Below are 23,964 nucleotides of genomic sequence, written 5' to 3'. Positions count from 1 at the left end.
AACCAAGGGCGTCGGCTAGATTAAGTATAAGTCGCCCAGTTTTGTAAAGGGCCGATACTCGCTTCGGCATATGCCTATAGACAGTAGAAAAATTTTGTTCATCCCGCATTTTTTGTATAGTATGCCTGTACCTTGTTTAGTCTTTGCCCAGTAAAAAAATTTTCAATATACTCGTGCCATCTATCCCCTTTCCAAAAATAATAGCGTCTTCAAGACTTAGGAGTCATAATGTATTTGAAATCTCTCTTCATAGTTTCTGTTCTTTTTCTGACCGCGTGTTCATCCAACACCGTTACCCGCACAGCAGACAAACCCGTAGTTCAATACGCGAGAGAAAATAGTACTATTGTTCCTGTAAATTCAATTGAATCGACCAGTAATTCTTGTGTTGATAATTTTAACTTCTTGCGTCGTGCCGGCGATTCTCAATATGAAAGACTTTCAAGTAATTATATAAAAGTTAATGATGGATTCCATTTCTTGAGAGTCAATAAAAATATTATGGGCGAAGATGCAAAGCGTATCTACACCATGAATTTAAACATGAAACTTGATACCATTTGTTCAGAAGTAAATTATGCAAGCTATCAGTTGATTCAGAAGAAAATCAAAGATCTTAGCAATATCTAGAATCAATTAATTATAGAGTGGAGGGATCTTCACTCTATAATCGCATCACCGTAAAAAATAAATTCAATACCTTCATATTACAAAAAATTTTTCACGATTTATCTGCGTGTTAGTGATTAACCGGCATGCTTCTGGAATCACACGACTTAAAGATTTTGACCTCACGTACTGTGATATCCGCCAGCCAGTAATCAGTCTCCCCGGTACTGACTCCACTTTCTTAAGACAGAAAAAAAGCAGCCTTTTATCCTGTGCTCAGGATTAAAAACTCAACAAGCGCGTTCAGTGTCGGTCTTATATGGGTATCACCATATGTAAGAGAAACGGTAATGCGTGGCCAGAAAGGCCAACAGGAAATTAACAGTTAATTATTCCAGTTAAAGCAAGAACGTCTGAAAAGAGATAATGGTCACAAAAATATTCACATTATCTCTTGTCATTCCAGCCAGGTGTTTAAAGCTAGATATTGCTCAGTGCACTGATTTTTTGTTGGATCACTTGGAACCCAGCATAGTTTACTTCAGAGCACAGTGTATCCATCTTCATTTCCAGTGTATTGGTATAAACACGCCTGGCGTCGCTGTTCATAATGTTTTTATTGGTATTAAGGAAGTTATAGCCATCTCCAATCCGAGTATAGTCGTTAGAGTATTTTTGGTATTTCTCATTGCCTGCCAGACGCAGGAAATTAAAGCGGTCCACACATGGATTATTGCTTGATACCACAGAATTGACCGGCACAATACGGCTATTATTTTGAGCGTAGTTGGTGGCAGGAGCAGCAGAAACTGGCTTAGTCGTAGTATTCTTCACCACATTGGAGGAGCAACCAGCTAAAAAAATGACAGATAAAAGAGCAACCGAACGTAACATTATAACCATCCCATTATAGAACATCGAAAGAACATCATACATTAAAAATAATATTTTGATTTATATGAAAACTATTCGCTATAAATCATTCACAATAAATTTATCGAATATTATTTACATAGCAATAATTTCAATATATTTAATAACCCATCGAGCTGATTAAAACATATACGTTATTAATGCTTTTATTTAATATAATTATATCCTTTAACATAGAATACCCATCCGTGAGACCCGATAAAATACTGTTGTGCCCCGTAAATTAACACATATTTCGCCATGTATCGATCATTACAGGCCAGAATGTCCCAGCCTTTAAATTACAATGGGCAAGGCTCTGGTGAACGACAGCCAGGATTTATGGTTGGTGAATACTGCCAGGAAGGTGAGGATGTCAGTATGTATCAAGTGATATACAGGGGGGAAGATAGCATCAAGAATGCTTACTCATTAATACCGCTATGTCGGCAACAGATAAACATTCCGGATCACTTTTGTTTTACACATGGTCGTGCTTTCTGCCATCTAAAGGGGAACGACTGTTTCCCTTTAGATGGCCATCAGGCTACTTAACGAACTCTTCACCCAGTTTGATATCAGCCTTCAGGGTATCAAGCATACTCGTCAACGCTTGCTGCTCATAAGCGCTCAAAGCACCAATCGATTTGTACTCAGCAATACCTTCTTTGCCTAACAACAGTGGCTGAGAGAAGAAGCGGGCATATTTGCCATCACCTTCAACATAAGCACATTCAACCACATTATCGTCACCCTGCAATGCACGGACCAGAGATAAGCCAAAGCGTGCAGCCGCTTGTCCCATAGAGAGCGTTGCAGACCCGCCACCTGCTTTCGCTTCAACTACTTCAGTACCTGCATTCTGGATACGTTTAGTCAGGTCAGAAATTTCCTGCTCCGTAAAGGTAATGCCCGGGATTTGAGACAGTAAAGGCAGAATGGTCACACCTGAGTGACCACCAATGACGGGAACGTCTATCTCAGCAGGTTTCTTACCTTTCAACTCAGCAACAAAAGTATTGGAGCGAATGATATCCAGGGTGGTTACGCCAAACAGTTTACGTTTGTCATATACACCCGCATTTTTCAGTACTTCGGCAGCAATCGCTACCGTCGTGTTGACCGGGTTGGTGATAATACCGATGCAGGCTTTTGGGCAAGTTTTGGCGACTTGCTGAATCAGATTTCTTACAATACCCGCATTCACGTTAAACAAGTCTGAACGATCCATACCTGGCTTACGCGCAACACCTGCAGAAATCAGGACGACATCAGCGCCGACTAAAGCTGGGGTAGCATCTTCACCAGAGAATCCCTGGATTTTTACATCAGTGGGAATATGGCTCAGATCAACCGCCACCCCAGGGGTGACTGGTGCAATATCATACAGAGAGAGTTCTGAACCTGAAGGCAGCTGGGTCTTGAGTAGAAGGGCAAGCGCCTGGCCAATACCACCTGCCGCGCCGAGGACTGCAACTTTCATCCTGAAACTCCTTATTATAGGTAGCTAAATCATGCCGTAACTTCATGCGTTGGCGACCATAGTCCTGAGATACGATTATTATAATCGTTGCATTGCAATATACAGCATTGGCTTACCAGGTGGTACAACACCAAAACGACAGGTAATGACATGATGTGGTTTACATCAACCGCGGTTACATTACCCGTCTGGAGTCATCAAAACAACATCAATTTAATAACATTTCATTTACTTTAATGCTTATTTTGAAGTCGTGAGCTGTGCATGTTCGTCAATAATAAAATCTGATATTATTACCCGTTCCTGAAAGAGTATTTCAGCCCGTTCCCGCACAGTCCATTTGCATAAAAATTCATTGAAGTGCATAATAATCTCCCACATCACCCTTTGATAGGTGAATAATGCGTATTCCTTCAAAACAAGAAGAACTCGTTAAAGCTTTCAAGGCATTGCTGAAAGAAGAGAAGTTTAGTTCTCAGGGAGAGATAGTTCAGGCCCTGCAGAATGATGGCTTTGAAAATATCAACCAGTCAAAAGTGTCACGTATGCTGACCAAGTTTGGTGCAGTACGGACACGTAACGCCAAAATGGAGATGGTTTACTGTTTACCCGCGGAATTAGGGGTGCCAACGACCTCCAGTCCACTGAAGAATCTGGTGCTGGATATAGACTATAACAATGCCGTTGTCGTCATTCATACAAGCCCTGGAGCCGCTCAACTCATCGCACGGTTGCTGGATTCTTTGGGTAAATCCGAAGGGATTCTCGGCACCATTGCCGGGGATGATACTATCTTTACGACACCAACCCGCAGTTTCACGGTTAAACAACTTTACGAAGCGATTCTGGCACTCTTTGAACAAGAGCTATAATCACATTGCTGTTCCCGTCATCTTCCATGACGGGAAGCATCGTATTCATCGCCCCTGTCCCCTGTCATCATCCTACGCATTAATGAGTGTGTGTTTATATTTATGCAGTATTTCAGCCAGCCGCTTTACCGACTCGACAGTCTGTGGAGATGCCGACCATCGCTGTAATTTGTCCTGGTAGACTTCCAGTTCAGCCAGTAACTGTAAATACTCGCGCTGTCGTTTACTGTCGTTACTTTCTGAAAGTACGCGATTCGCCGTTTTACGTAACTGGCGGTGGAAAGCCGATAGTTCCTCATTCACCGGAATGGGAGCATCTCGCAGACGTTGGTGCAATATAATCAATGTCAGAGCCAGGCGGTAACGATCTATATCTCCCGGAAAACGGTTCAGTAACAAAAACAACTGTTGATATAGTGCAGGCAAGTGGTTCTCTTTGCGACGGGTTTTATTCGTCGTCAATGCAGAGACCGCAGCAGAAACAAATTGATGGAGCAGCGTGCGTCCAGTTCTCTCTTTCGAGTTGTCACGAACCAGCAAGATAACCATTAACGCCAGGAAACAGCCAATAATCTGCCCCAGCGCACTGTCGAGGAAGACATTAAAATGGAAAGTCATAGGATTATCCAGCACGATAATATTGATAGTTCCCGCTAATGTACCCAGTGATCCAAGACGACGTTTTTGCACCTCAATACCGATAAAGAACCCAAGTAGCGCCAGACTGATACAGAGCAACAGGAAACTTTGCTGGGTCGATGGCATAATAACCAGGAAATAAAATGCGCCTATCGGCAAAGCCATCAACATCCCATAAAGAAAGTCCAGCGCAACCATGCGCGGGTTTGGCAGACGCATAGCCAGTGAAGTAACCACCGCTATCATCACCATAGCCCCACTGCCGGAAAGCCAGCCCGTCCATAACCAAAAAAGACTCCCCAGCATGCAGGAAATAGTGGTACGCCAAAAGTTAATCATCGCGTGATGCCCTTCGGCAGACTCGACTTTAATCACCACTTCGTCCTGTAAAATCTCCTCTTCTACTGCACTGATCGGGGCATGTGTAATCACTCCCTGTTTCAGTAATAGATAACGGGTCGATGCCCCCACCCAGCGGCTGATGGATACAGGGGTCGATTTTTCCCCCAGTGCTGAAATAACACGACGGAGCTTTTTCAGCTGCTTATGCACATCTGCTGGAGTTTCGGCATTGGTCGCCAGAATCTGCCTGATAATCGGGTGAATATAGGGCGGGCGAGAGTTCTGCATCAAAAAGGTTTCACAGGCCTGGGTTATTTGCGTCAATAAAAGCGTGTTAATCGCCTTCAGGCGACGGTTAGCACGTTCCCAGCGGGAAGACTCCATATTCAGATTGTTACGCATACCGTTTAAAGCGGTGACGCGGCGCACCAAATTACCCCAGGTTTTATCTACTTCGTTTTTATCTTCATGGGCAAGACAAACCTGCATCAGTCGATACTGTTCCACCAACAGGCTATCCAGCTCTTTATCGATCTCTTGTTTAATTGATCGTGGTGAAAATAACAGATCCGCGACAATGGCACAGACAATACCGATAATAATTTCACTGCAGCGTTCAATGGCAAACTGCGGTGTGGTTAATGGCGCCGCCTGGATGGCAATAACAATAATTAATGCCGTGTATCCCGACAATCCCCAGGCATAGGAGTTTTCCACTCGAACCAGGGAGGACATCCAGGTACAAAAACCCGCCCATAAGCAGCATACCAGTAACATCACCACAGGGGCTCTGATAAAGGAAATGATGATCATCAACGCTGCGGCACACCCAATAAAGGTGCCGATAATACGCAGCATTCCCCGATAGCGAATAGCGCCTGAATAAGGCTCACCGCCTGCGGCAAAAGCAGGCCCCGCCGCTACGATAGCGGCAGTCAGAACAGCCCAACGAGGGGTTTCCAGGTTGAAATGGAAACCGATGAAAAGTGCCAGCACGATGGCAAAAGCCAGCTTAATGGCAAAACGAACATGCAGCCTAGATATATGATACATAAACGCCTAACTCAGCCGATCTCACGGATACGGTGCATCAGCTTCATAAACAGAGAATCTTTTTCTGCACTGCGATCTTGTTCCCCAGTGACCACGACCGTCGCTGTTGTTCCTGCCGGGTAGATGATACCTGGCTGCTCATCCAGGTGAATACGCACTGGCACGCGTTGGGCTAAACGCACCCATTCCAGATTAGAGTCAATGCTGGCAATGCCTTTAGCGTCATTGGTGCTGCTTGGATTAGCAACCCCGGCGGAAATACTGTCCACCGTACCGTGCAAAATTTGGTTACTCCCAAGCGGGGTGATTTGCACCCGATACCCCGGGCGAATACCTTCCAGTTTGGTCTCTTCCATATAGGCCTGAATATAAAAAGAGTCCTGTTTAACCAAGGCGACTGCAGTAGAACCACGGGTAATAAACTCCCCCGTATGGACATTAAGATTCGTGACCCAACCATCAGCAGGAGCCCGGATAACTGTTCGCTGCAGATCCAAATCGGCAACATCCCGTAACGCTTCAGATTTGGATAATTGATGAACAGCCGTTTGTAATACGTTATTGGATTGGTCTATCTCTTCACGGGATATTGCATTGCTACCAAGGCTATTACGACGTCCTGCTTCTCGACGTTTTTCTGACACCAGAGCCTGGTAGTAGTCCACATCAGCCTGAGCCTCTGTTAACGCTTTTTGATAGCGTTCCCTGTCAATGATGAAGAGTACCTGATCTTTCTTCACCAGCTGATTATCACGAACATTCACTTCGCTAATTAAGCCTGATACATCCGGGGCAATGGCGACAATATCTGCGGAAAAACGGGCATCCCGCGTCCAGGGCGATTCGGTATAAAACGCCCATGCTCGAAAGATAGCGATACATGCCAGAATGACCAGCACAACAGTTATCGCAGGACGAGTGATATTTTTTACCAGTATTTTCACAGCAACCTCAAACGAACAAACGCGAAATCAAATAAAAAAGGCAGCAATACAACGCAGTATTAAATAATGCCGGATGCCAGACGAAATCATAGATCCCCGTTGGAGCCAGTAATCGACGAACCAGCCAAAACAGAGCCATGGACAAAACTAACTCGAAAAATATTGGCGGAAAAGAGAGGCCAAATATCACGATGACAGGAAACAGACTCATTTTAATCCTGAAATATAGAACTAAAGACGGAGCATCAGACAGCATTTAACAGCAAAAAAAAACTTAAAACAGGGTCAATATTCTGCATGAAGTGTTGATGCCAATATAGTAGCGTAACTGCAAGCGAGTTATCCAGAGGGTAGATTCAAAATCGCTTTTTATGCCACTTGTAGACAGAAAACGGGAACAGCAGGTCAAAGACAATGAAAACAGTTTAACGCTGCCGTCATCAAGAAACTTAAGGGCAGTTTTTATTCTTCATCATCTACAAACGGGGTAGGAATTATCCCGCCCCGTTTGCCTCAAGTCAGGCGGTACCACCAATAGTCAGATTATCGACCTTAAGGGTTGGCTGCCCGACACCTACGGGCAAACTTTGCCCTTCTTTACCACAAACCCCAACCCCATGATCCAGAGCCAGGTCATTACCCACCATGGAGATCTGTTGCATAGCTTCGATGCCTGATCCTATCAAGGTGGCCCCTTTCACAGGGCTTGTCACTTTACCGTTTTCAATTAAATACGCTTCGGAGGTTGAGAAGACAAACTTCCCGGAAGTGATATCAACCTGGCCACCACCGAAATTTGGAGCATAGAGACCATATTCCACTGACTCGATTATCTCTTGCGGTGTTGACTGCCCTGGCAACATATAGGTGTTAGTCATACGTGGCATCGGCAGGTGGGCATAGGACTCACGACGGCCATTGCCTGTTGGTGGGACACCCATCAGGCGAGCATTTAGCTTGTCCTGCATGTAGTTTTTCAGAATACCATTTTCAATCAGTACATTGTACTGTCCTGGCACGCCCTCGTCGTCAATGGCAATAGAGCCACGACGATTAGGTATCGAACCATCATCAACAATAGTACAGAGCTCTGATGCTACCAGTTGCCCCATTTGTCCACTGAACACGGATGTTCCACGACGGTTAAAATCACCTTCCAGACCATGGCCAACAGCTTCATGCAGTAACACCCCAGGCCAGCCCGCACCTAATACTACTGGTAACATACCCGCGGGTGCTGCTACAGCTGACAGGTTAACCAGGGCCATACGCACAGCTTCTTTGGCCCAGGCATCGGCACGGACTTCACCATTGACGTCTTCCAGGAAGTATTCATAACCAAACCGACCACCTCCTCCCGTCGAACCACGTTCACGTTTACCTTCATGCTCAACCTGAACACTGACAGATAAACGCACTAATGGTCGAATATCCGCAGCTAAAGTGCCATCAGTTGCCGCAACCAGGATTAGTTCGTACACCCCAGTCAGACTCGCGGTCACTTCCTGGACACGACTATCAGTGGCACGTACCACACTGTCCACACGCTTAAGAATATCGAGCTTCTCTTCGCGGGTCATACTGGTTAAGGGGTCAACATGGGTATACAACGCACTCTGCTGAATTGCACCCAGTGTTTTCGTACGTCCAGTGCCCTGCTCACTCACAATGCTGCGTGCCGCATGGCTACTCTGTTCAAGCGCCAGCAAACTAATTTGGTCAGCATAAGCAAACCCTGTTTTTTCACCGTTTATGGCCCGGACACCAACCCCCTGGTCGATATTATAGGAGCCATCTTTAATGATACGGTCTTCCAGGACCCAGGATTCATGATAGCTGGACTGAAAATAAAGGTCGCCATAGTCAAGACGACGCTCGGATAACTGTCCAAGAATGGAAAACAGATCTTGATGGGTTAAGCCATTTGCAGACAGCAACTGCTCACTTACCAGGTTCAGACTCATCGCTTCGCTACTCTTATTACTTCTCGCCTGAGGCGAAAAAAGGTGGAACTCTAGATAATTCAACTCGCAGATAGCCAGGATAAACGACTCTGACGTCCCTGATACGCTAAAGGGACTCAGCCGTTAAGAACGGACCTGTCTGTTTGAAATATAATAAATACAGGTGCTCAATGATCAAACTTCAGAAAGGCCGCAACGCAAAAACCACCTTGCAGACTCATGTCAGCCCCTAAGGTGATGCGAAAATGACTAACATGCCTGAAGTTCAAACGATAATCTCGTGACGGCATCCACCAGCATTACTTCACTTCACTGGCTGCCGCCTGACGCAATACTTCATTAACCTGCGGTTTATCCACTGGGCCTGTGATGCTGTAACGCAGGATAGAAACCTTACTCCACAGCGGACTCAGCACTTTGCTCGCCGCGAATACCGCAGCCCCAATAATAGGATTCACCACAAAAGCGGTCGCTACACTCACAGTTGCAGAGATCTCAGGTGCAACAATAGCTTCCAGATTAAGTTCACGCCGTACCAAATTCATTTCGCCTTTGATGGCAATATCCGCTTCCAGGCCATCAACCAAGGTATCATCTGTATGGAAGATACCCTCTTTTATCCAGGCAGTACTATTAATACTATCGTAGTAGAAACCACTGCCGAAAGTATCCCTGAAGTCAAAGCGTAATTTTCGCAACAGGGCATCAAAGCTTACCAGACGTAATAACTGCCCTGCACGCCCCGTCCCCACTGACTCGATTTTTCCTCGGCCCAGGTGTGTTTTCAAAATACCACTCAGCGAGCTTTCATCAGGTAACCAGGGCACATTACGCCAATGCAGGTCGTAGTTTACATCAAAAGGGGACTCTTGTAGCGGAATGCTGAAACCAAAGAAATTAGCCGCCTCACCAATATTTTTACCTGTTAACTGCCCTTTTAGCGCAGTACGGACACCGCCCGGCTTATTCACCCACTCACCTGCCGCCGTTAAACGAGCAAATCCTGCATCTATCAATCCATTATCCAGTTCAAGGACATCCCCTTTGACAATAAAATCACCGTCAATACGGCCATATTTTTGCCCCAGTAACCAGCACTCAGCACAGCGCAGACTCAAACTTGGCCAGTCACGGAAGTTGAGCTCAGACGTTGAAAACAGCCCACTATCCTCATGGTGTTGATCCCCCTTTGCAGCCCAGTCAGGATTGAAATAGAGATAACTAATAGCCGCTTGCCAGGGCGCATTCTTGTGTATATCAAGGGTGGCATTAATCTCACGCCCTTTGGCAACCAACTGTGCACCATTTAAAGTGGATTGCGTCATCAGCATCAAATCATGCCACTGTTGCCCACCTAATGATAAAACCGGGGTATGTAGTGTTACAGTAGTCGGTAATACTAATAAATTATTGTCCGCATGTGCGCTATTTTGCCCCCCCAGCCCCAGCCATTGCTCCCCAGCGATAGCCGGTAAATGGAGCTCAACACTGTTCGATGGCGGTAATGCTGGCACATTTTTGCTATTAGTGGCCCAAATGGCCCTGTCCAGCGTCAGTTTTTTATGCAACAACCAGCGGCTGGCAAAATGATCGGTTGCCCCCAGATTACCGCTCAAAGTAAATTCTTTTAATGACCCCTTCACCGCCACATTTAAGGGTAATGCTTCTCCGGCGGTTTTATTCAGCGGCGCAGGTAAGTGACTGCTCACATTCTTCAAATTGCCTGACAGACTGACCTCATAATGGGGGGTTCCACTATAGGGTAATGAGATTCCAGCCTGACCTGTCCAGCCCATACTGCCACTGAGCATCTTATTTATACTATCGGGAAAGATATCCATCTTATTCGGCTGCCAGTCACCATTAAGACTGACGTCAATTTGATAATCTTTTGGCCCCGTTTGTGTGGAAAAATTGAGCGCAACAGGCTGACTGAACCACGTTGCCTGCAAGGGTTCACTGCGTAAGTCACCGTTCATGAAGCTGAACTTGCCACTTAAATGGTGCAGAGTACTCTCCAGGGGTTTAATCAACAGTGTGTTGTTATCGAGGGTCACCTCACCAGAAGCAAGGGTCTGCTGGCCATTTAACGGAATATCGAGATGTAAGCGGGCATTCACATCGCCGCTGATCTGCAGGTCATCGAGTGCTGCGGCAAGAGAGTTATCAAGTGGGGTATCTTTAAAATAAGGCCCCACCGCTGCACCAGGGCCATTGATATCGGCATCAATGAGTAATTTCTCTTTTTCATAATCTGGAATAGATGCAGCTAAATGGTGGGCGGTTACACCACCTAACGCGACAGCATCCGATTTCATCCATAATCCCTGATTAATGAAATCGAGTGTGATATCAAAGTTTTTCAGCGCTGGCCAGTCTGGCTGAAAAGCAAAAACAGCATGATGTAATGGAACGTAGACCTGGAATTGACCTTCATTATGGGTAAAGGGGAATAAATCAGGATTACCACCAAAAGTCAGCGTCGCATTATCTGCCTGCCCTCCCTGAATGGCAGCACTCAGGTAATCTGTCAGATCTTTCCCCATTAAATTTTCCGGAAGATAACGCCAGGCTTCGCCGCCATTACTCGCCTTAATCCCTGCCAGAATCCCTAACCAGGGCTCACCCTGCGCCGGTTGCAGATAACGAAAATCTCCGCGAGCCCAGACACCGATAGCCTGGACATCGATATTTTTTCCTTCTAGTTCAAACCCTTTTTCATCTTTTTTCCACCCCAGGCTAGCGCTGCCTTTTGCTATTTCCAAGGGTGCACGGAAAACCTTTTCATAAGGCATTCTGCCATCAGCAACCTGAACACTCAGCTTACCATCAGGCAGGCTACCTTCAATACTTCCAGACAGATGCTCCACCCCCGGCAATAGTTTCCACTGTTGCCAGCTGACATTATCCCAGCGTGCCTGCATACGTGTTTTATCTGGGTGGTCGAGGGGAATATCCAGCGCAACTGAATCAATATGCCCCTGTGGCTGCATGGTTTTCCATATGTCACTTAACTCAGGGGAAAAACGTGCAGCAATAGGCAACAAACCATTAAAGTTCACCAGCTCCATATTGCTGGCACGCACACGGACTTCATCACCGAGTGCTTCGCCGGAGGCATTTAACCAGGCAAGCTCCAGGCGCCCTTTAGGCCATGCATGGTCATCGAGTGTAATGCGGGTATCAGGGATAATCAGCTGCCAGCCCGACGGTTCTCGACTTATCTGAGCCATCAGGTTATCAACAGAAAGATGATGTGCAGTGCTCCCGTCACTTGCCCAGCTAGCTCCCCCCTGCTTCAGCCAGACGTTGCCACCCAGGATCCCCCCTGCTTTAATGTCCATCCAGCCTTCAAGACTGAAACGCGCGCTCTGTAAATCGAGGTTGTCAGTCATCCAACGACTGAACCAAGGCTTCACATCAACATCATCCGCTTGTAACCAGATTTTACCGCTATCCAGCAGACCATTTTCATCCCGCAGGTCCAGTCGCACATTCGCGACGCCGTGCTGCCCATTAAAACTCGACAGGCTTACCGTCCCTTCAGCGCGGTGGCGACTTTGATTATTCAGCCAGGTTAGCTGCGGAATCGACAGTTCAGCACGTTGTCCTGAAAGTGTCAGGAAACTAAAAACGCTATCGCGGAGATCAAAATGATCAAACTGGCGTAAAAAAAGATCACTGACCTGACTGGCTTCCAGCCCATCACCGCCACCAGCAGTACTGATCGGCGTATTGATGTGCATTTGCAGTTGATAAAAGGTTAAATCGCGGAACTGCCAGCGGGCATGCAATATGCTTTGCCAGACGTCAAGGGCTAACGTCACACGCTTGATACTTAATGATCCCTCCTCTTTCAGGGATGCATGGATATCTTCCACATTCAGAGTCGGCCCAAAGCTTTGCCAGCTGGCTTCAATATGGCTCGCCTCAACAGGAACGCCGGTGACCCTCTCTAATTTTTCTAATAGCGCCGGACGCCACGCATTAAGATGCGGCAGCACTAGCCGTAGGCCGCTCACAAGTAGTGCGACAATCACGATCAGTCCCACACCCGTGAGCAACAATATGCCTGGCAGTCGCCTCACATCTTTCTCCTTGCTAGTTCTGTGGTGAATGAGATAAATCTCGCCAAGAGATTTACATCATCACCACATCAAACTGCTCCTGGTTATAGAGCGGTTCTATCTGTACTTTCACCTGTTTACCGACAAAGATTTCGACCTCAGCTAAAGCATGAGATTCATCACTTTTTAACGCCTCACCAACTGAAGGTGAAGCATAAACCAGGAAACGGTCTGAATCGTAGGCATGGTGCACACGTACGACTTCACGCATGATTTCATAACAGACGGTTTCAACACTTTTTACCGTCCCCCGTCCATGACAACTTGGGCATTCATTGCACAGTACATGCTCAACACTTTCGCGTGTTCGTTTACGGGTCATCTCGACCAAACCAAGCTGAGAAAAACCACTAATTCCGGTTTTCACCCTATCTTTACTCAGGGCCTGCTCAAGTGAGTGCAAAACTCGGCGTCGATGATCTTCATTACTCATATCAATGAAATCAATAATGATAATTCCGCCAAGATTTCTCAAACGTAGCTGACGGGCGATAGCCTGAGTCGCTTCAATATTGGTATTAAAAATGGTGTCGTCAAGATTGCGGTGCCCAACAAAGGCTCCGGTATTGATATCTACCGTGGTCATTGCTTCCGTTTGATCGATAACCAGGTAGCCACCAGACTTCAGCTCCACTTTGCGTTCCAACGCCCGCTGGATTTCATTTTCCACATCATAAAGATCGAATATGGGCTGACGGCCGCCGTAATGCTCAATTTTACTGGTCATTTCCGGCATATACTCCGCAGTAAATTCCAGTAAAAGGTCATACGTTAAACGGGAGTCAACACGTATTCTGTCCAGCGCGGCATCTGCAAAATCACGTAATACACGTTGAGCCAATGCCAGTTCGCCGTAGAGCTGGCAGCGGGTTTTATTCCGTTTTTTACGCTCGCAGACCTTAGTCCATACACGTTTCAGATAAGCAGCATCAGAGGATAAATCACTTTCACAAACCCCTTCAGCAGCGGTACGAATGATAAAGCCACCAAGTTCATCACAGTATTCGCTGACAATATGCTTTAAACGTTCGCGTTCTTGTTCGCTTTCAATTCGCTGGGAAACACCAACATGGGACGACCCCGGCATAAATACCAGATAGCGCGAAGGCAGCGTAATATCTGTCGTCAGCCGCGCACCTTTGGTACCCAGTGGATCTTTTACCACCTGGACAATCAGATCCTGTCCCTGACGTACCAGCTCGGCAATATCACGAACACTAAAGTTTTTTTGCTCTTCTCCCGCCACGCATTCCGTGTGTGGCATAATATCGGATGCATGGAGAAAAGCGGCCTTATCCAGGCCAATATCTACAAATGCCGCCTGCATACCCGGCAATACCCGGCTTACGCGACCTTTGTAGATATTTCCGACGATACCACGACGTGATTCACGTTCAATATGGATCTCCTGCAGTATTCCGCCGTCAATATATGCGACCCGTGTTTCTGAAGGGGTCACATTGACTAATAATTCAGCCGTCATCTTTTCCTCGTCGATCCCGTAACGTGTGAAAATCACTCAGCAATTCATTTGTTTCCACCAGGGGTAACCCCACCACGGCGTGATAACTGCCATTAATTTTTCGGACAAAACCCCCACCGAGCCCCTGAATGCCATAAGCCCCGGCTTTATCCATCGGCTCACCAGTCGCGATATAATCGGCAATATCCTGTTCCGATAAAGAACGAAACAGCACGTCAGTGACGACCAGGGTATCAAGCCATTGCTTACTGTCAGCAACAGCGACCGCGGTCATGACGCTATGCTGCCGCCCTGATAGCCGACGCAGCATATCAGCGGCCTGCTCGCAGCTCTGTGGTTTTTCTAATATTTCACCGTCGAGCACAACGATAGTATCGGCACCCAGTACTGGCAAATCCTGCTCAGTCAGCTGCACGCCTGCACGGGCTTTTTCACCCGCCAAACGTCGCACATACCGCTCTGCATTTTCATCGGGTTGTCGTTTTTCTTCGACATCTGGAATTAACTGTTCAAAAGTAATTCCCAGCTGAGTCAGGAGCTCCCGACGACGGGGTGAACCAGAGGCTAAATATAACGTAACCATAATTACCTTTATTGCACAGCGAATTGTTGGCGAACTTTACGCATCAGAAGGAAAATCCACGGCCACAGGATGCCATTCACTACACTGCTCCACAAAACTTCTGGCTGAAAAGCGACATTGGCATTTAAAAATGCTGACCAAAATATGATTATATTGGCAATCAGTGAAAGCAGCATCACCACTAATGCTTGTTGCCACAGGGCAAGGTTACGGAAAAGCTGGTATTTCAATGTGACCAGATAGGCGATAATACTTAGTGCTAACGCACGCACTCCCAGTGTGGAGCCACTGATTAAATCCATGACGGCGCCCATCACAAACACCGTCCCGACATTGACGCGATGCGGCAGTGCCAGGATCCAGTATAGCAATATCAGTAAGACCCAATCAGGCCGGTATAACTTTAAATCATCCGGCCAGGGCATCACTTCCAAAAGCAAAGCAATGAGAAAAGAGATCCAAATAACCCAACGCCCCTGGTTGCGATAACGTCCCACTAGTGTTCCCCTGCTGTTCGGGGCTGACTTCCCCCATTCACAGGGGCGGGTGTCGGTGCGGGTAAAGCGACGGGGGCCGGTGGTCCCATGGCATCAGCAGAGGGTAATACCTGTGGCATCATCTGCATTAAACGTTCATTTGCCACCCGATGTACTTCAGGCGCCGGCATTGGGGTCAGGCCTTCTTTGTCGGCTCCCCACAGTAATAACAGATAACGCAGACGCTGTAATCCAGCCGTTGGACGAGCCTGAATGACGGTATAAGCACGTTGGGTATCAAGCTTAACGGAAGAAACGACCCCAACCGGATAACCCTCAGGGAAGCGTCCCCCCAGGCCAGAAGTGACCAGCACATCACCGACACGAATATCAGTATTCGCAGGAAGGTGCTCAAGCTGTAGATCATCAGTACAGCCATTACCAGAGGCGATGACACGAATGTCATTACGCAAAACTTGGATCGGTAGCGAATGCGTTGCATCACAAATCAATAGAACGCGACTCGTCAGTTTTGCCACAGCCACGACCTGGCCAACAACGCCTTTATCACTGATAACGGGCTGTCCTTCGTAAACGCCATTGACACTGCCTTTATCAATGACCACCTGATCACTATAAGGATCATTCACTGTCGAGATGACCTGGGTGACCATTTTTTGTTCGTCCTGCCGCAGGGGGGAACCGAGCAACTCACGCAGGCGAGAGTTCTCCTGCTTATACTGGCCTAACATCAGCAGTTCGCTATTCTTCAGGATCAATTCCTGACGCAAAACCCGATTCTCACGTTCCAGCTGGTTACGTGAAGTGATGGTCTGAGACACATTATCGAGCAGTTCACGAGGACCGTTAGAGATAAAATAGAAAGGGCTAACCGCAGTATCCATGTATGCTCTGATTTGACTGAACATACCCAGACGGCTGTCGGCGATGATGACACCAATCGCCACTAAGATTGCCAAAATAAGGCGAATCTGTAGCGACGGTCCACGGCTAAAAATGGGCTTCATAGGCTATGCGTATTCCCAAACCAACAAGCAAGGGAAGCCCACTGGCTTCCCTGTACCGGAGACGGTTACTCTTCGCTAAACAAGTCGCCACCGTGCATGTCGATCATTTCCAGAGCCTTGCCGCCACCTCGGGCTACACAGGTCAATGGATCTTCTGCAACTACTACTGGGATCCCCGTTTCTTCCATTAACAAACGATCGAGGTTACGCAGTAACGCACCACCACCTGTTAACACCATTCCGCGCTCAGAGATATCAGAGGCCAGTTCTGGCGGACATTGTTCCAGGGCTACCATGACGGCACTCACGATACCGGTCAAAGGCTCTTGTAATGCTTCCAGGATCTCGTTTGAATTCAGGGTAAAACCTCGCGGTACACCTTCTGCCAGGTTACGGCCACGAACTTCTATCTCCAGAACTTCATCACCAGGATAGGCAGAACCAATACCATGTTTAATACGTTCTGCAGTGGCTTCACCAATTAAAGATCCATAGTTACGACGGACATAATTGATAATCGCTTCATCAAAGCGATCACCGCCAATACGTACCGATGAAGAGTACACCACGCCATTCAAAGAGATAACCGCAACTTCAGTTGTTCCCCCACCGATATCCACAACCATCGAACCAGTTGCTTCAGAAACGGGTAAACCTGCACCGATAGCCGCTGCCATAGGCTCTTCAATCAGAAAGACTTCTCGCGCACCTGCGCCCTGGGCTGATTCGCGAATAGCACGGCGTTCAACCTGAGTTGCCCCGACAGGAACACACACCAGCACACGTGGACTTGGACGCATGAAACTGTTGCTATGAACCTGCTTAATAAAGTGCTGGAGCATTTTTTCGGTCACAAAAAAGTCAGCAATAACGCCATCTTTCATTGGACGGATCGCCGCAATATTACCCGGCGTACGACCCAGCATCTGCTTGGCTTCATGACCAACAGCTGCCACACTTTTTGGGGAACCACCGCGGTCCTGACGAATCGCCACGACGGATGGTTCATTCAATACAATGCCCTGTCCTTTAACATAAATAAGGGTATTCGCGGTACCCAAGTCAATGGACAAGTCATTAGAAAACATGCCACGAAATTTTTTCAACATACTAAGGGATAATCCTGAAAGCTGGGGCGGATAAAAACCCGCTTACTTTACCAACCACTCGTTGTAGCGACAAGGCGGAAAAATGTTCTACAACGGTGAAAAATAGTGCAGTTCACTACAGTTGTTACACATCTGAAACATCTCTACAAGATGTGCACAAAAATGCAGCAAACATGATGGGATAAACGTTTCGCTCACAGTAACAAACCGATTTACAACGGCTGCGATAATCTGATCGGCAAACATGCATGTCCCCTTAAGATGCAGCGGGCGTTATTCTACGTGAAATAATGGCAAACAGCAGGTTAAACCGAATATCTTTTCGAATATTTTTTCACGTCATTATCCAGCAACTGGGCGGCAGCAATAAAATCACCCTGCGCACCGGCTACACCATTATCAATCAACGTTCGCCATTCACTGAGCGATCTCACGCCAGAGGCAAAGACTTGAGCACGAGTTCCATTACATGCTTCAACTAAGCTCTGAAGGAACAACTGATTCTTAGCCTGCTTACCGATATTTCTCACTACTGCCGGATGCAGTTTAACCAAATTAATGTCCAGCGCCTTAATATAAGGGGTGCTGACGACCGTAAGCCCGGCATTAATCACGGCAATCTGCCCATCCAGGGCAACGATGAGTCTCACAACAGAAGACAACGAACTGATGTGTTGACACACATCTTCCTCTGCAAGTTCAAAAATAATCCGTGAACGCAGTGATTTTTCACATTGCATTAACGTATTTTGTAACCAGAGCTGAAAAGTTCGACAGAGTAAGGAGGTCACCGTAATCGGAATCGCAAATGTTTCGTCCGGCCATAAACGCAGCAATGGCAGTAAACGTGAGATCACAAGCTGGTCATATTGTTCAGACAGGCCAAACTGCTCCACTAACAACATGTACTCCGCAGGAAGTATCTCCTGGTCACCATCTAAAATACGGCACTGGATATCACGATGCAGTACCACACCCCGGAAGTTTACCGCCGGCTTCTGATAAAACCTGAGTCCCCCATGTTTTAACGTATGCTCCAATAAAGTACGCCACTTCACGCTTCCACGCCCAGTATCAGGCAAGTTTTCGTCATAAACGCACCAATTGTTCCCCCCCTGAAGTACCGCATTCCTGGTAGCAATTTCCGCTTGTTCGATCACCTGCTCTTTAGTTTGTCCGTTCCTCCAGGCACAGATGCCAATATGCAGCATATTCTCTTTATCTACCATACGCGTCGATGGCAGGGCATCAATCCCATTAAGTAGCTGACTGGCAAACCCATTAGCCTCCTTCAAGCTGCGATATGGGAGGAGTACTGCGAAATCATTACGAACGTAGCGTGCCAGTATTGCGCCGGGATATCGCAAAACAAAAGTAGAGAGCAGATTAATTAAGGTAAACTGATAGTCTTCAACCAGCTCACTGCTCCACAGATCTCGCAACTGTTCAAAATCAGGTAGACGAATAATCATCACCATGCCATAGACACCGGCTTGGGTATGTTCATCCAGTAAGGTAGATAATTGATTTTCAAAAAACTGCCGATTACTGAGTCCTGTTTTTGCATCCTGTGCAGCAAAAGCACGAATTAATGTATCCAGGCGATTTCGTTGTTCATTGGCTATTTGTAAATCGCTGAGTAATATATCCAGAGCCCTACCGGTGGCCGTTGGATGCTCCTGCACAGAACCTTTCATTTCGCTGCCACGCTCACCGATAACAATTTTACGAGCGCGGTTCTCAAGTAATTCTTGCCCCATCAAAAACGCTTTCAACCGATACAGAAGCAGGAACAACAGTAGAATTAAAATGACAAGTCCACCGCCCACGGAAAGAGGAATAATAGGAAGCATTGATTTGTAGTAACTACCAATAATGTTCTGATAAGTCAGAGTGACATATGCGCCCGGATGATGGATTAAACTCACCGTTATCTGACTCAGATGATCTTGTGATGGGTCAGATAAAGCATTGCCATGTAGTGTATATTTGAAAACATCACCATTGTCGCTGATCAGGCTAATCCCTTTAATATCAGACAAAACCATCATCTCACGCAGCCAGGGCCTTAACATTTCAGGTGACGATGAAACCAAGTGAATATCAATCATCGATGCGATGGTAATAACGCGCTGCTCCACTTTTTGCTGAGTAAAATAGAGAAAGCTTAATGAACAACCAACCAGGATAACAATAAGTGTTAATCCGGTTAATAAAGTCATTAAAACAGAAAGCTTTGCTGTTAATTTCGTCCTCATATTAACTCCAGCCAGTCAACATAAATCTCATTATCATCCTTCATAATCTCAGATACATCACGACACTAAACGCCAAAAGTTTACAAATATAACGATAACAATCGACACATTCATTGAGATTAATCGCTTTTATGCAACGGCGTTAAGTATAGTTTGCTAAGTTAATTTAAACGTAAGTACTCGAGGATTTGTCATGCAAGCATTAGTTCTGGAACAGGATGAAGGTCAAACCCACGCAGCGGTGAAAGTATTAGAGACGTCAGCTCTCCCCGCCGATACTGTCACGGTCGAAATTGAATACTCCGGATTAAATTACAAAGATGCACTCGCCATCACAGGAAAAGGGAAAATCATCCGGCAGTTCCCAATGATTCCAGGAATCGACTTTGCGGGTAAAGTTCATAGCAGTGAAGATGGTCGCTATCACATCGGGCAATCCGTATTGCTAACAGGATGGGGAGTCGGTGAAAACCACTGGGGTGGACTGGCGGAACTGGCGCAGGTCAATGCAGACTGGCTAGTCCCCATGCCAGAAGGGCTGAATGCACGTAAAGCCATGATCATTGGTACCGCCGGTTTTACTGCTATGTTGTGTGTTATGGCACTAGAAGAAGCGGGCGTCACACCACAAAGCGGTGAAGTCGTCGTCACAGGTGCTAGTGGTGGTGTCGGCAGTACGGCTGTCGCGTTGTTACACCAACGAGGCTATCAGGTTGTTGCTGTCTCAGGCAGAACCAGTACTCACGACTATCTGAAAAAATTAGGTGCCACTCGCATTCTGGACAGACAGGCATTTACCGAATCCCGAGCGCTGGAGAAGCAGACTTGGGCCGGTGCTATTGATACTGTTGGCGGTCAGATACTGGCAACAGTGCTGGCACAAATGAACTACGGGGGTTGTGTTGCTGCTTGTGGTTTAGCCAGCGGCGCTTCCCTGCCAACCACGGTAATGCCCTTTATTCTGCGTAACGTCCGTCTGCAAGGCATTGATTCGGTGATGACTCCAGCATCCCGCCGTTTTGCCGCCTGGGCCAGACTTGCCCGGGAACTACCAGAGAGCTTCTATCAACAAGCGGCAACTGAAATAACCCTCGCTCAGGCCCCTGAATACGCCAGCGCTATTATGGAAAATAAGAGCCATGGCAGGACACTGGTAAGAATCAACTAATACTTTCCGTCAGACTCGAGATAATTCTGTCTCGGGTCTAAATTTCAATTTTTTGTGACATATTCGCGAATCAGCGTCATCTCATTCATGCTGTCACTCTCGTATAAAGGAGAGCGCTATGAAAAAGGTCCCCCATCTTACTGAGGCTGATGTTACAGCTGAATCTGTGTTTATCATGAAGCGCCGTCAGGTACTAAAAGCACTGGGTATTAGTGCTGCAGCCTTAGCCCTGCCTCAACCAGCTCGGGCAAATATTCTGTCCTGGTTTAAAGGTAACGACAGACCACCCGCCCCCTCAGGAAAACCTCTGACTTTTAGCCAGCCACAGCAATGGCAGTCCACTATAAGTCTGACGCCCGAAGATAAAGTCACGGGATACAATAACTTCTATGAATTTGGTCTGGATAAAGCAGATCCTGCGGCCAATGCAGGGGAACTTCAGACCGATCCTTGGCAACTGACTATCAGTGGAGAAGTGGCTAAACCCCTCACGCTGGATCTCGACGCACTGCACCAACGTTTTCCACTGGAAGAGCGTATCTATCGTATGCGTTGTGTTGAAGCCTGGTCGATGGTTGTGCCATGGATCGGTTTTCCTCTGAGCAAATTACTCTCATTGGTCGAACCCACCAGCAACGCTAAGTATGTCGCTTTTGAAACGCTGTATGATCCGGAACAAATGCCAGGGCAAAAAGATCGCTTTATCGGTGGTGGGCTGACATACCCCTATGTGGAAGGATTACGTCTGGATGAAGCCATGCATCCCCTGACACTAATAACAGTCGGTGTTTATGGCAAAGCTCTCCCACCGCAGAATGGGGCACCAGTACGGCTGATCGTACCGTGGAAATATGGCTTTAAAGGGATTAAATCGATCGTGAGTATTCGACTCGTTTCTGAACTTCCGCCAACAACCTGGAACATGGCTGCCCCCAACGAATATGGTTTCTATGCCAACGTGAACCCACACGTTGATCACCCTCGCTGGTCCCAAGCCTCAGAAAGAGTTATTGGCTCCGGTGGCATACTTGATGTGAAACGTCAGCCAACATTGCTGTTTAATGGCTATGCGAGTCAGGTTGCCTCTCTCTATCGAGGTATGAATCTTAAGGAGAACTTCTGAATGCGTCTAACCTCTCACCGGATCTTATGGCTAAAAGCGTTGCTACACTTGGCCGCTTTTTTACCACTGGTATGGTTAATTTTTGCCATTATCCAGGGGAAACTCAGCGCCGATCCAGTGAAAGATATTCAGCATTTTACCGGCCTGATGGCGCTAAAATTGCTACTGATAACCTTAGTTGTTGCCCCCCTTGCTCGCTATATCAGGCAACCATTACTCATCCGTACCCGACGCCTGCTCGGTGTTTGGTGTTTCACTTGGGCTACGTTACACTTACTCAGCTATTCGGTACTGGAACTGGGAATAAGTAACCTCAGTCTGCTGGGGCAAGAGTTAGTCACTCGCCCCTATCTGACCCTTGGGATGATAAGCTGGGTCATGTTATTTGCTCTGACCCTGACATCAACCCGCTCCGCGATGAAATATTTAGGTTCCCGTTGGCAAAAACTGCATAATAGCGTCTACTTGATACTGATTCTGGTATCAATTCACTTTATCTGGTCGGTTAAAATACTGTCTCCCCAACCTCTGCTGTATGCTTTGGTGGCACTCGTATTACTGGCCCTGCGATATAAGAAATTCTGCTGCAAGACGAACTAGTTACACCACATTCACCACATTCCAGCCAGGATTCAACCCATCGGCTATTTTAGGGTAGTGGTTGATAATCTTCCCAGATAAGGCCAGTATTTAGCTGCCAAAAGCCACGAAATAGTTATAATATGCGACTTCTGTTTTTTCTGGGTCGCATTTTTTGGCTTAAGAGATGACAATCAGACAACTTAAGTATATTTTGTCTGCTACTGGCAACATTGCAGGAGATGGTGGCACGATGTCGTGTAAATTTAACATTTTACTATTGAATGGTCCTAATCTAAATATGTTAGGAACCCGGGAGCCAGATACGTATGGCAGTCGGACGTTATCAGAAATTGTTAATACACTTGAGACAGAGGCCAATGCTTTAGAGGTTGGATTTGACCACCTGCAGTCAAATGCTGAACATGTGTTAATTGACCGAATTCATCAGGCTAAAGGTACTGTGGACTTCATCCTGATTAATCCGGCCGCTTTTACACATACCAGCGTCGCGTTGCGTGATGCTTTGTTGGCTGTCGACATCCCGTTTATCGAGATTCACCTCAGCAATGTTCATGCACGTGAACCTTTTCGCCACCATTCATACCTATCTGATAAAGCCGTTGGGGTAATCTGTGGATTAGGCGCCGATGGCTATTCATATGCACTTCAGACAGCGGTAAAACGCTTGTCAAAATCTATCTAAACAAGAGTACGGAACTCACTCATGGATATTCGTAAGATTAAAAAACTGATTGAACTGGTTGAAGAGTCTGGCATCTCTGAACTGGAAATTTCTGAAGGTGAAGAGTCTGTGCGCATCAGTCGTGCGCCAGTTAACGCTGGAAACCCAGTGATGCAACAAGCTTATGCGGCACCAATGTACGCACCACAACCAGGTCTGTCTCAGGCTATCGCACCGACAGCAGCGCCCGTAGCTAAAGAAGCACCCGCTGCTGCGGAAATGAGTGGTCATATTGTACGTTCTCCAATGGTAGGAACTTTCTATCGCACCCCAACACCGGAGGCAAAACCTTTCATTGAGGTTGGCCAGCAAGTGAATGTGGGCGATACTCTGTTCATCGTTGAAGCAATGAAAATGATGAACCAGATCGAAGCGGACAAGGCAGGAGTGGTGAAAGCCATTCTGGCTGAAAATGGTCAGCCGGTAGAGTTTGACGAGCCGTTAGTTGTTATCGAATAACGAGGCGA

At 46.9% G+C, this 23,964-nt stretch carries 20 protein-coding genes; 7 read left to right on the top strand and 13 right to left on the bottom strand.

All coding sequences use genetic code 11. The features are described 5' to 3' along the window. Positions 1–228: 228 nt before the first annotated feature. Positions 229–630 (top strand): hypothetical protein, encoded by a 402-nt coding sequence (locus JK154_RS14495; RefSeq protein WP_211993270.1) that lies wholly within the window; start codon positions 229–231, stop codon positions 628–630. A gap of 459 nt (positions 631–1,089) precedes the next feature. On the opposite strand, the gene JK154_RS14490 is transcribed toward JK154_RS14495, so the two are convergent. Both JK154_RS14490 and mdh read right to left on the bottom strand, forming a co-directional pair. Then, complete coding sequence (locus JK154_RS14490) at positions 1,090–1,503, bottom strand: hypothetical protein (RefSeq protein WP_249215940.1); 414 nt, start codon at positions 1,501–1,503, stop codon at positions 1,090–1,092. A gap of 565 nt (positions 1,504–2,068) precedes the next feature. Then, a complete protein-coding gene (gene mdh / locus JK154_RS14485) occupies positions 2,069–3,004 on the bottom strand; it encodes a malate dehydrogenase (protein WP_211993269.1) in 936 nt (311 codons plus the stop codon). Positions 3,005–3,405: 401 nt separating this feature from the next. Here mdh and argR point away from each other — a divergent pair, with 401 nt between their 5' ends. Beyond that, on the top strand, positions 3,406–3,876 hold the full coding sequence (gene argR / locus JK154_RS14480; RefSeq protein WP_211993268.1) for a transcriptional regulator ArgR: 471 nt from the start codon (positions 3,406–3,408) through the stop codon (positions 3,874–3,876). Between the two features lie 72 nt (positions 3,877–3,948). On the opposite strand, the gene aaeB is transcribed toward argR, so the two are convergent. From aaeB to csrD, 11 genes are all read right to left on the bottom strand, one after another. Next, entirely contained in the window at positions 3,949–5,910 is a 1,962-nt protein-coding gene (aaeB, locus tag JK154_RS14475; protein WP_211993267.1) for a p-hydroxybenzoic acid efflux pump subunit AaeB, read from the bottom strand. Positions 5,911–5,921: 11 nt separating this feature from the next. Then, positions 5,922–6,854: a p-hydroxybenzoic acid efflux pump subunit AaeA gene (gene aaeA / locus JK154_RS14470; protein ID WP_211993266.1), complete on the bottom strand. Its 933-nt coding sequence runs from the start codon at positions 6,852–6,854 to the stop codon at positions 5,922–5,924. Between the two features lie 7 nt (positions 6,855–6,861). Next, entirely contained in the window at positions 6,862–7,065 is a 204-nt protein-coding gene (gene aaeX, locus JK154_RS14465; protein WP_211993265.1) for a p-hydroxybenzoic acid efflux pump operon protein AaeX, read from the bottom strand. Positions 7,066–7,372: 307 nt separating this feature from the next. Continuing rightward, positions 7,373–8,818, bottom strand: a complete 1,446-nt coding sequence (gene tldD / locus JK154_RS14460; RefSeq protein WP_211993264.1) for a metalloprotease TldD — start codon at positions 8,816–8,818, stop codon at positions 7,373–7,375. Between the two features lie 299 nt (positions 8,819–9,117). Continuing rightward, on the bottom strand, positions 9,118–12,906 hold the full coding sequence (yhdP, locus tag JK154_RS14455; protein WP_211993263.1) for an AsmA2 domain-containing protein YhdP: 3,789 nt from the start codon (positions 12,904–12,906) through the stop codon (positions 9,118–9,120). Positions 12,907–12,958: 52 nt separating this feature from the next. Continuing rightward, a complete protein-coding gene (rng, locus tag JK154_RS14450) occupies positions 12,959–14,428 on the bottom strand; it encodes a ribonuclease G (RefSeq protein ID WP_211993262.1) in 1,470 nt (489 codons plus the stop codon). Then, positions 14,418–15,011, bottom strand: a complete 594-nt coding sequence (locus tag JK154_RS14445) for a Maf family protein (protein WP_211993261.1) — start codon at positions 15,009–15,011, stop codon at positions 14,418–14,420. The genes rng and JK154_RS14445 overlap by 11 nt, the downstream gene beginning before the upstream one ends. A gap of 8 nt (positions 15,012–15,019) precedes the next feature. Beyond that, positions 15,020–15,508 (bottom strand): rod shape-determining protein MreD, encoded by a 489-nt coding sequence (gene mreD / locus JK154_RS14440; protein ID WP_211993260.1) that lies wholly within the window; start codon positions 15,506–15,508, stop codon positions 15,020–15,022. Further along, complete coding sequence (mreC, locus tag JK154_RS14435; RefSeq protein WP_211993259.1) at positions 15,508–16,515, bottom strand: rod shape-determining protein MreC; 1,008 nt, start codon at positions 16,513–16,515, stop codon at positions 15,508–15,510. The genes mreD and mreC overlap by 1 nt, the downstream gene beginning before the upstream one ends. A 65-nt stretch (positions 16,516–16,580) precedes the next feature. After that, on the bottom strand, positions 16,581–17,624 hold the full coding sequence (gene mreB, locus JK154_RS14430) for a rod shape-determining protein MreB (RefSeq protein WP_211993258.1): 1,044 nt from the start codon (positions 17,622–17,624) through the stop codon (positions 16,581–16,583). A 305-nt stretch (positions 17,625–17,929) separates the two neighbouring features. Further along, positions 17,930–19,882 carry an RNase E specificity factor CsrD gene (csrD, locus tag JK154_RS14425; protein ID WP_211993257.1) on the bottom strand — a complete coding sequence of 651 codons (1,953 nt, stop codon included), beginning with the start codon at positions 19,880–19,882 and terminating at the stop codon, positions 17,930–17,932. 193 nt (positions 19,883–20,075) lie between these two features. Here csrD and JK154_RS14420 point away from each other — a divergent pair, with 193 nt between their 5' ends. The 5 genes from JK154_RS14420 to accB all read left to right on the top strand — a co-directional run bounded on the left by JK154_RS14420 (position 20,076) and on the right by accB (position 23,956). Then, entirely contained in the window at positions 20,076–21,050 is a 975-nt protein-coding gene (locus JK154_RS14420; protein WP_211993256.1) for an MDR family oxidoreductase, read from the top strand. 118 nt (positions 21,051–21,168) lie between these two features. Further along, positions 21,169–22,173 carry a protein-methionine-sulfoxide reductase catalytic subunit MsrP gene (gene msrP, locus JK154_RS14415; protein WP_211993255.1) on the top strand — a complete coding sequence of 335 codons (1,005 nt, stop codon included), beginning with the start codon at positions 21,169–21,171 and terminating at the stop codon, positions 22,171–22,173. After that, positions 22,174–22,773, top strand: coding sequence for a protein-methionine-sulfoxide reductase heme-binding subunit MsrQ (gene msrQ, locus JK154_RS14410; RefSeq protein WP_211993254.1), 600 nt, complete (start codon positions 22,174–22,176; stop codon positions 22,771–22,773). It abuts the gene before it with no gap. A gap of 232 nt (positions 22,774–23,005) precedes the next feature. Continuing rightward, positions 23,006–23,458, top strand: a complete 453-nt coding sequence (aroQ, locus tag JK154_RS14405) for a type II 3-dehydroquinate dehydratase (protein ID WP_211993388.1) — start codon at positions 23,006–23,008, stop codon at positions 23,456–23,458. A gap of 21 nt (positions 23,459–23,479) precedes the next feature. Next, positions 23,480–23,956 carry an acetyl-CoA carboxylase biotin carboxyl carrier protein gene (gene accB, locus JK154_RS14400; RefSeq protein WP_211993253.1) on the top strand — a complete coding sequence of 159 codons (477 nt, stop codon included), beginning with the start codon at positions 23,480–23,482 and terminating at the stop codon, positions 23,954–23,956. Positions 23,957–23,964: the final 8 nt, after the last annotated feature.

It is taken from the genome of Citrobacter sp. JGM124 (assembly GCF_018257795.1).
Lineage (GTDB): Bacteria > Pseudomonadota > Gammaproteobacteria > Enterobacterales > Enterobacteriaceae > JGM124.
This window is presented reverse-complemented; position numbering and strand designations above follow the sequence as displayed.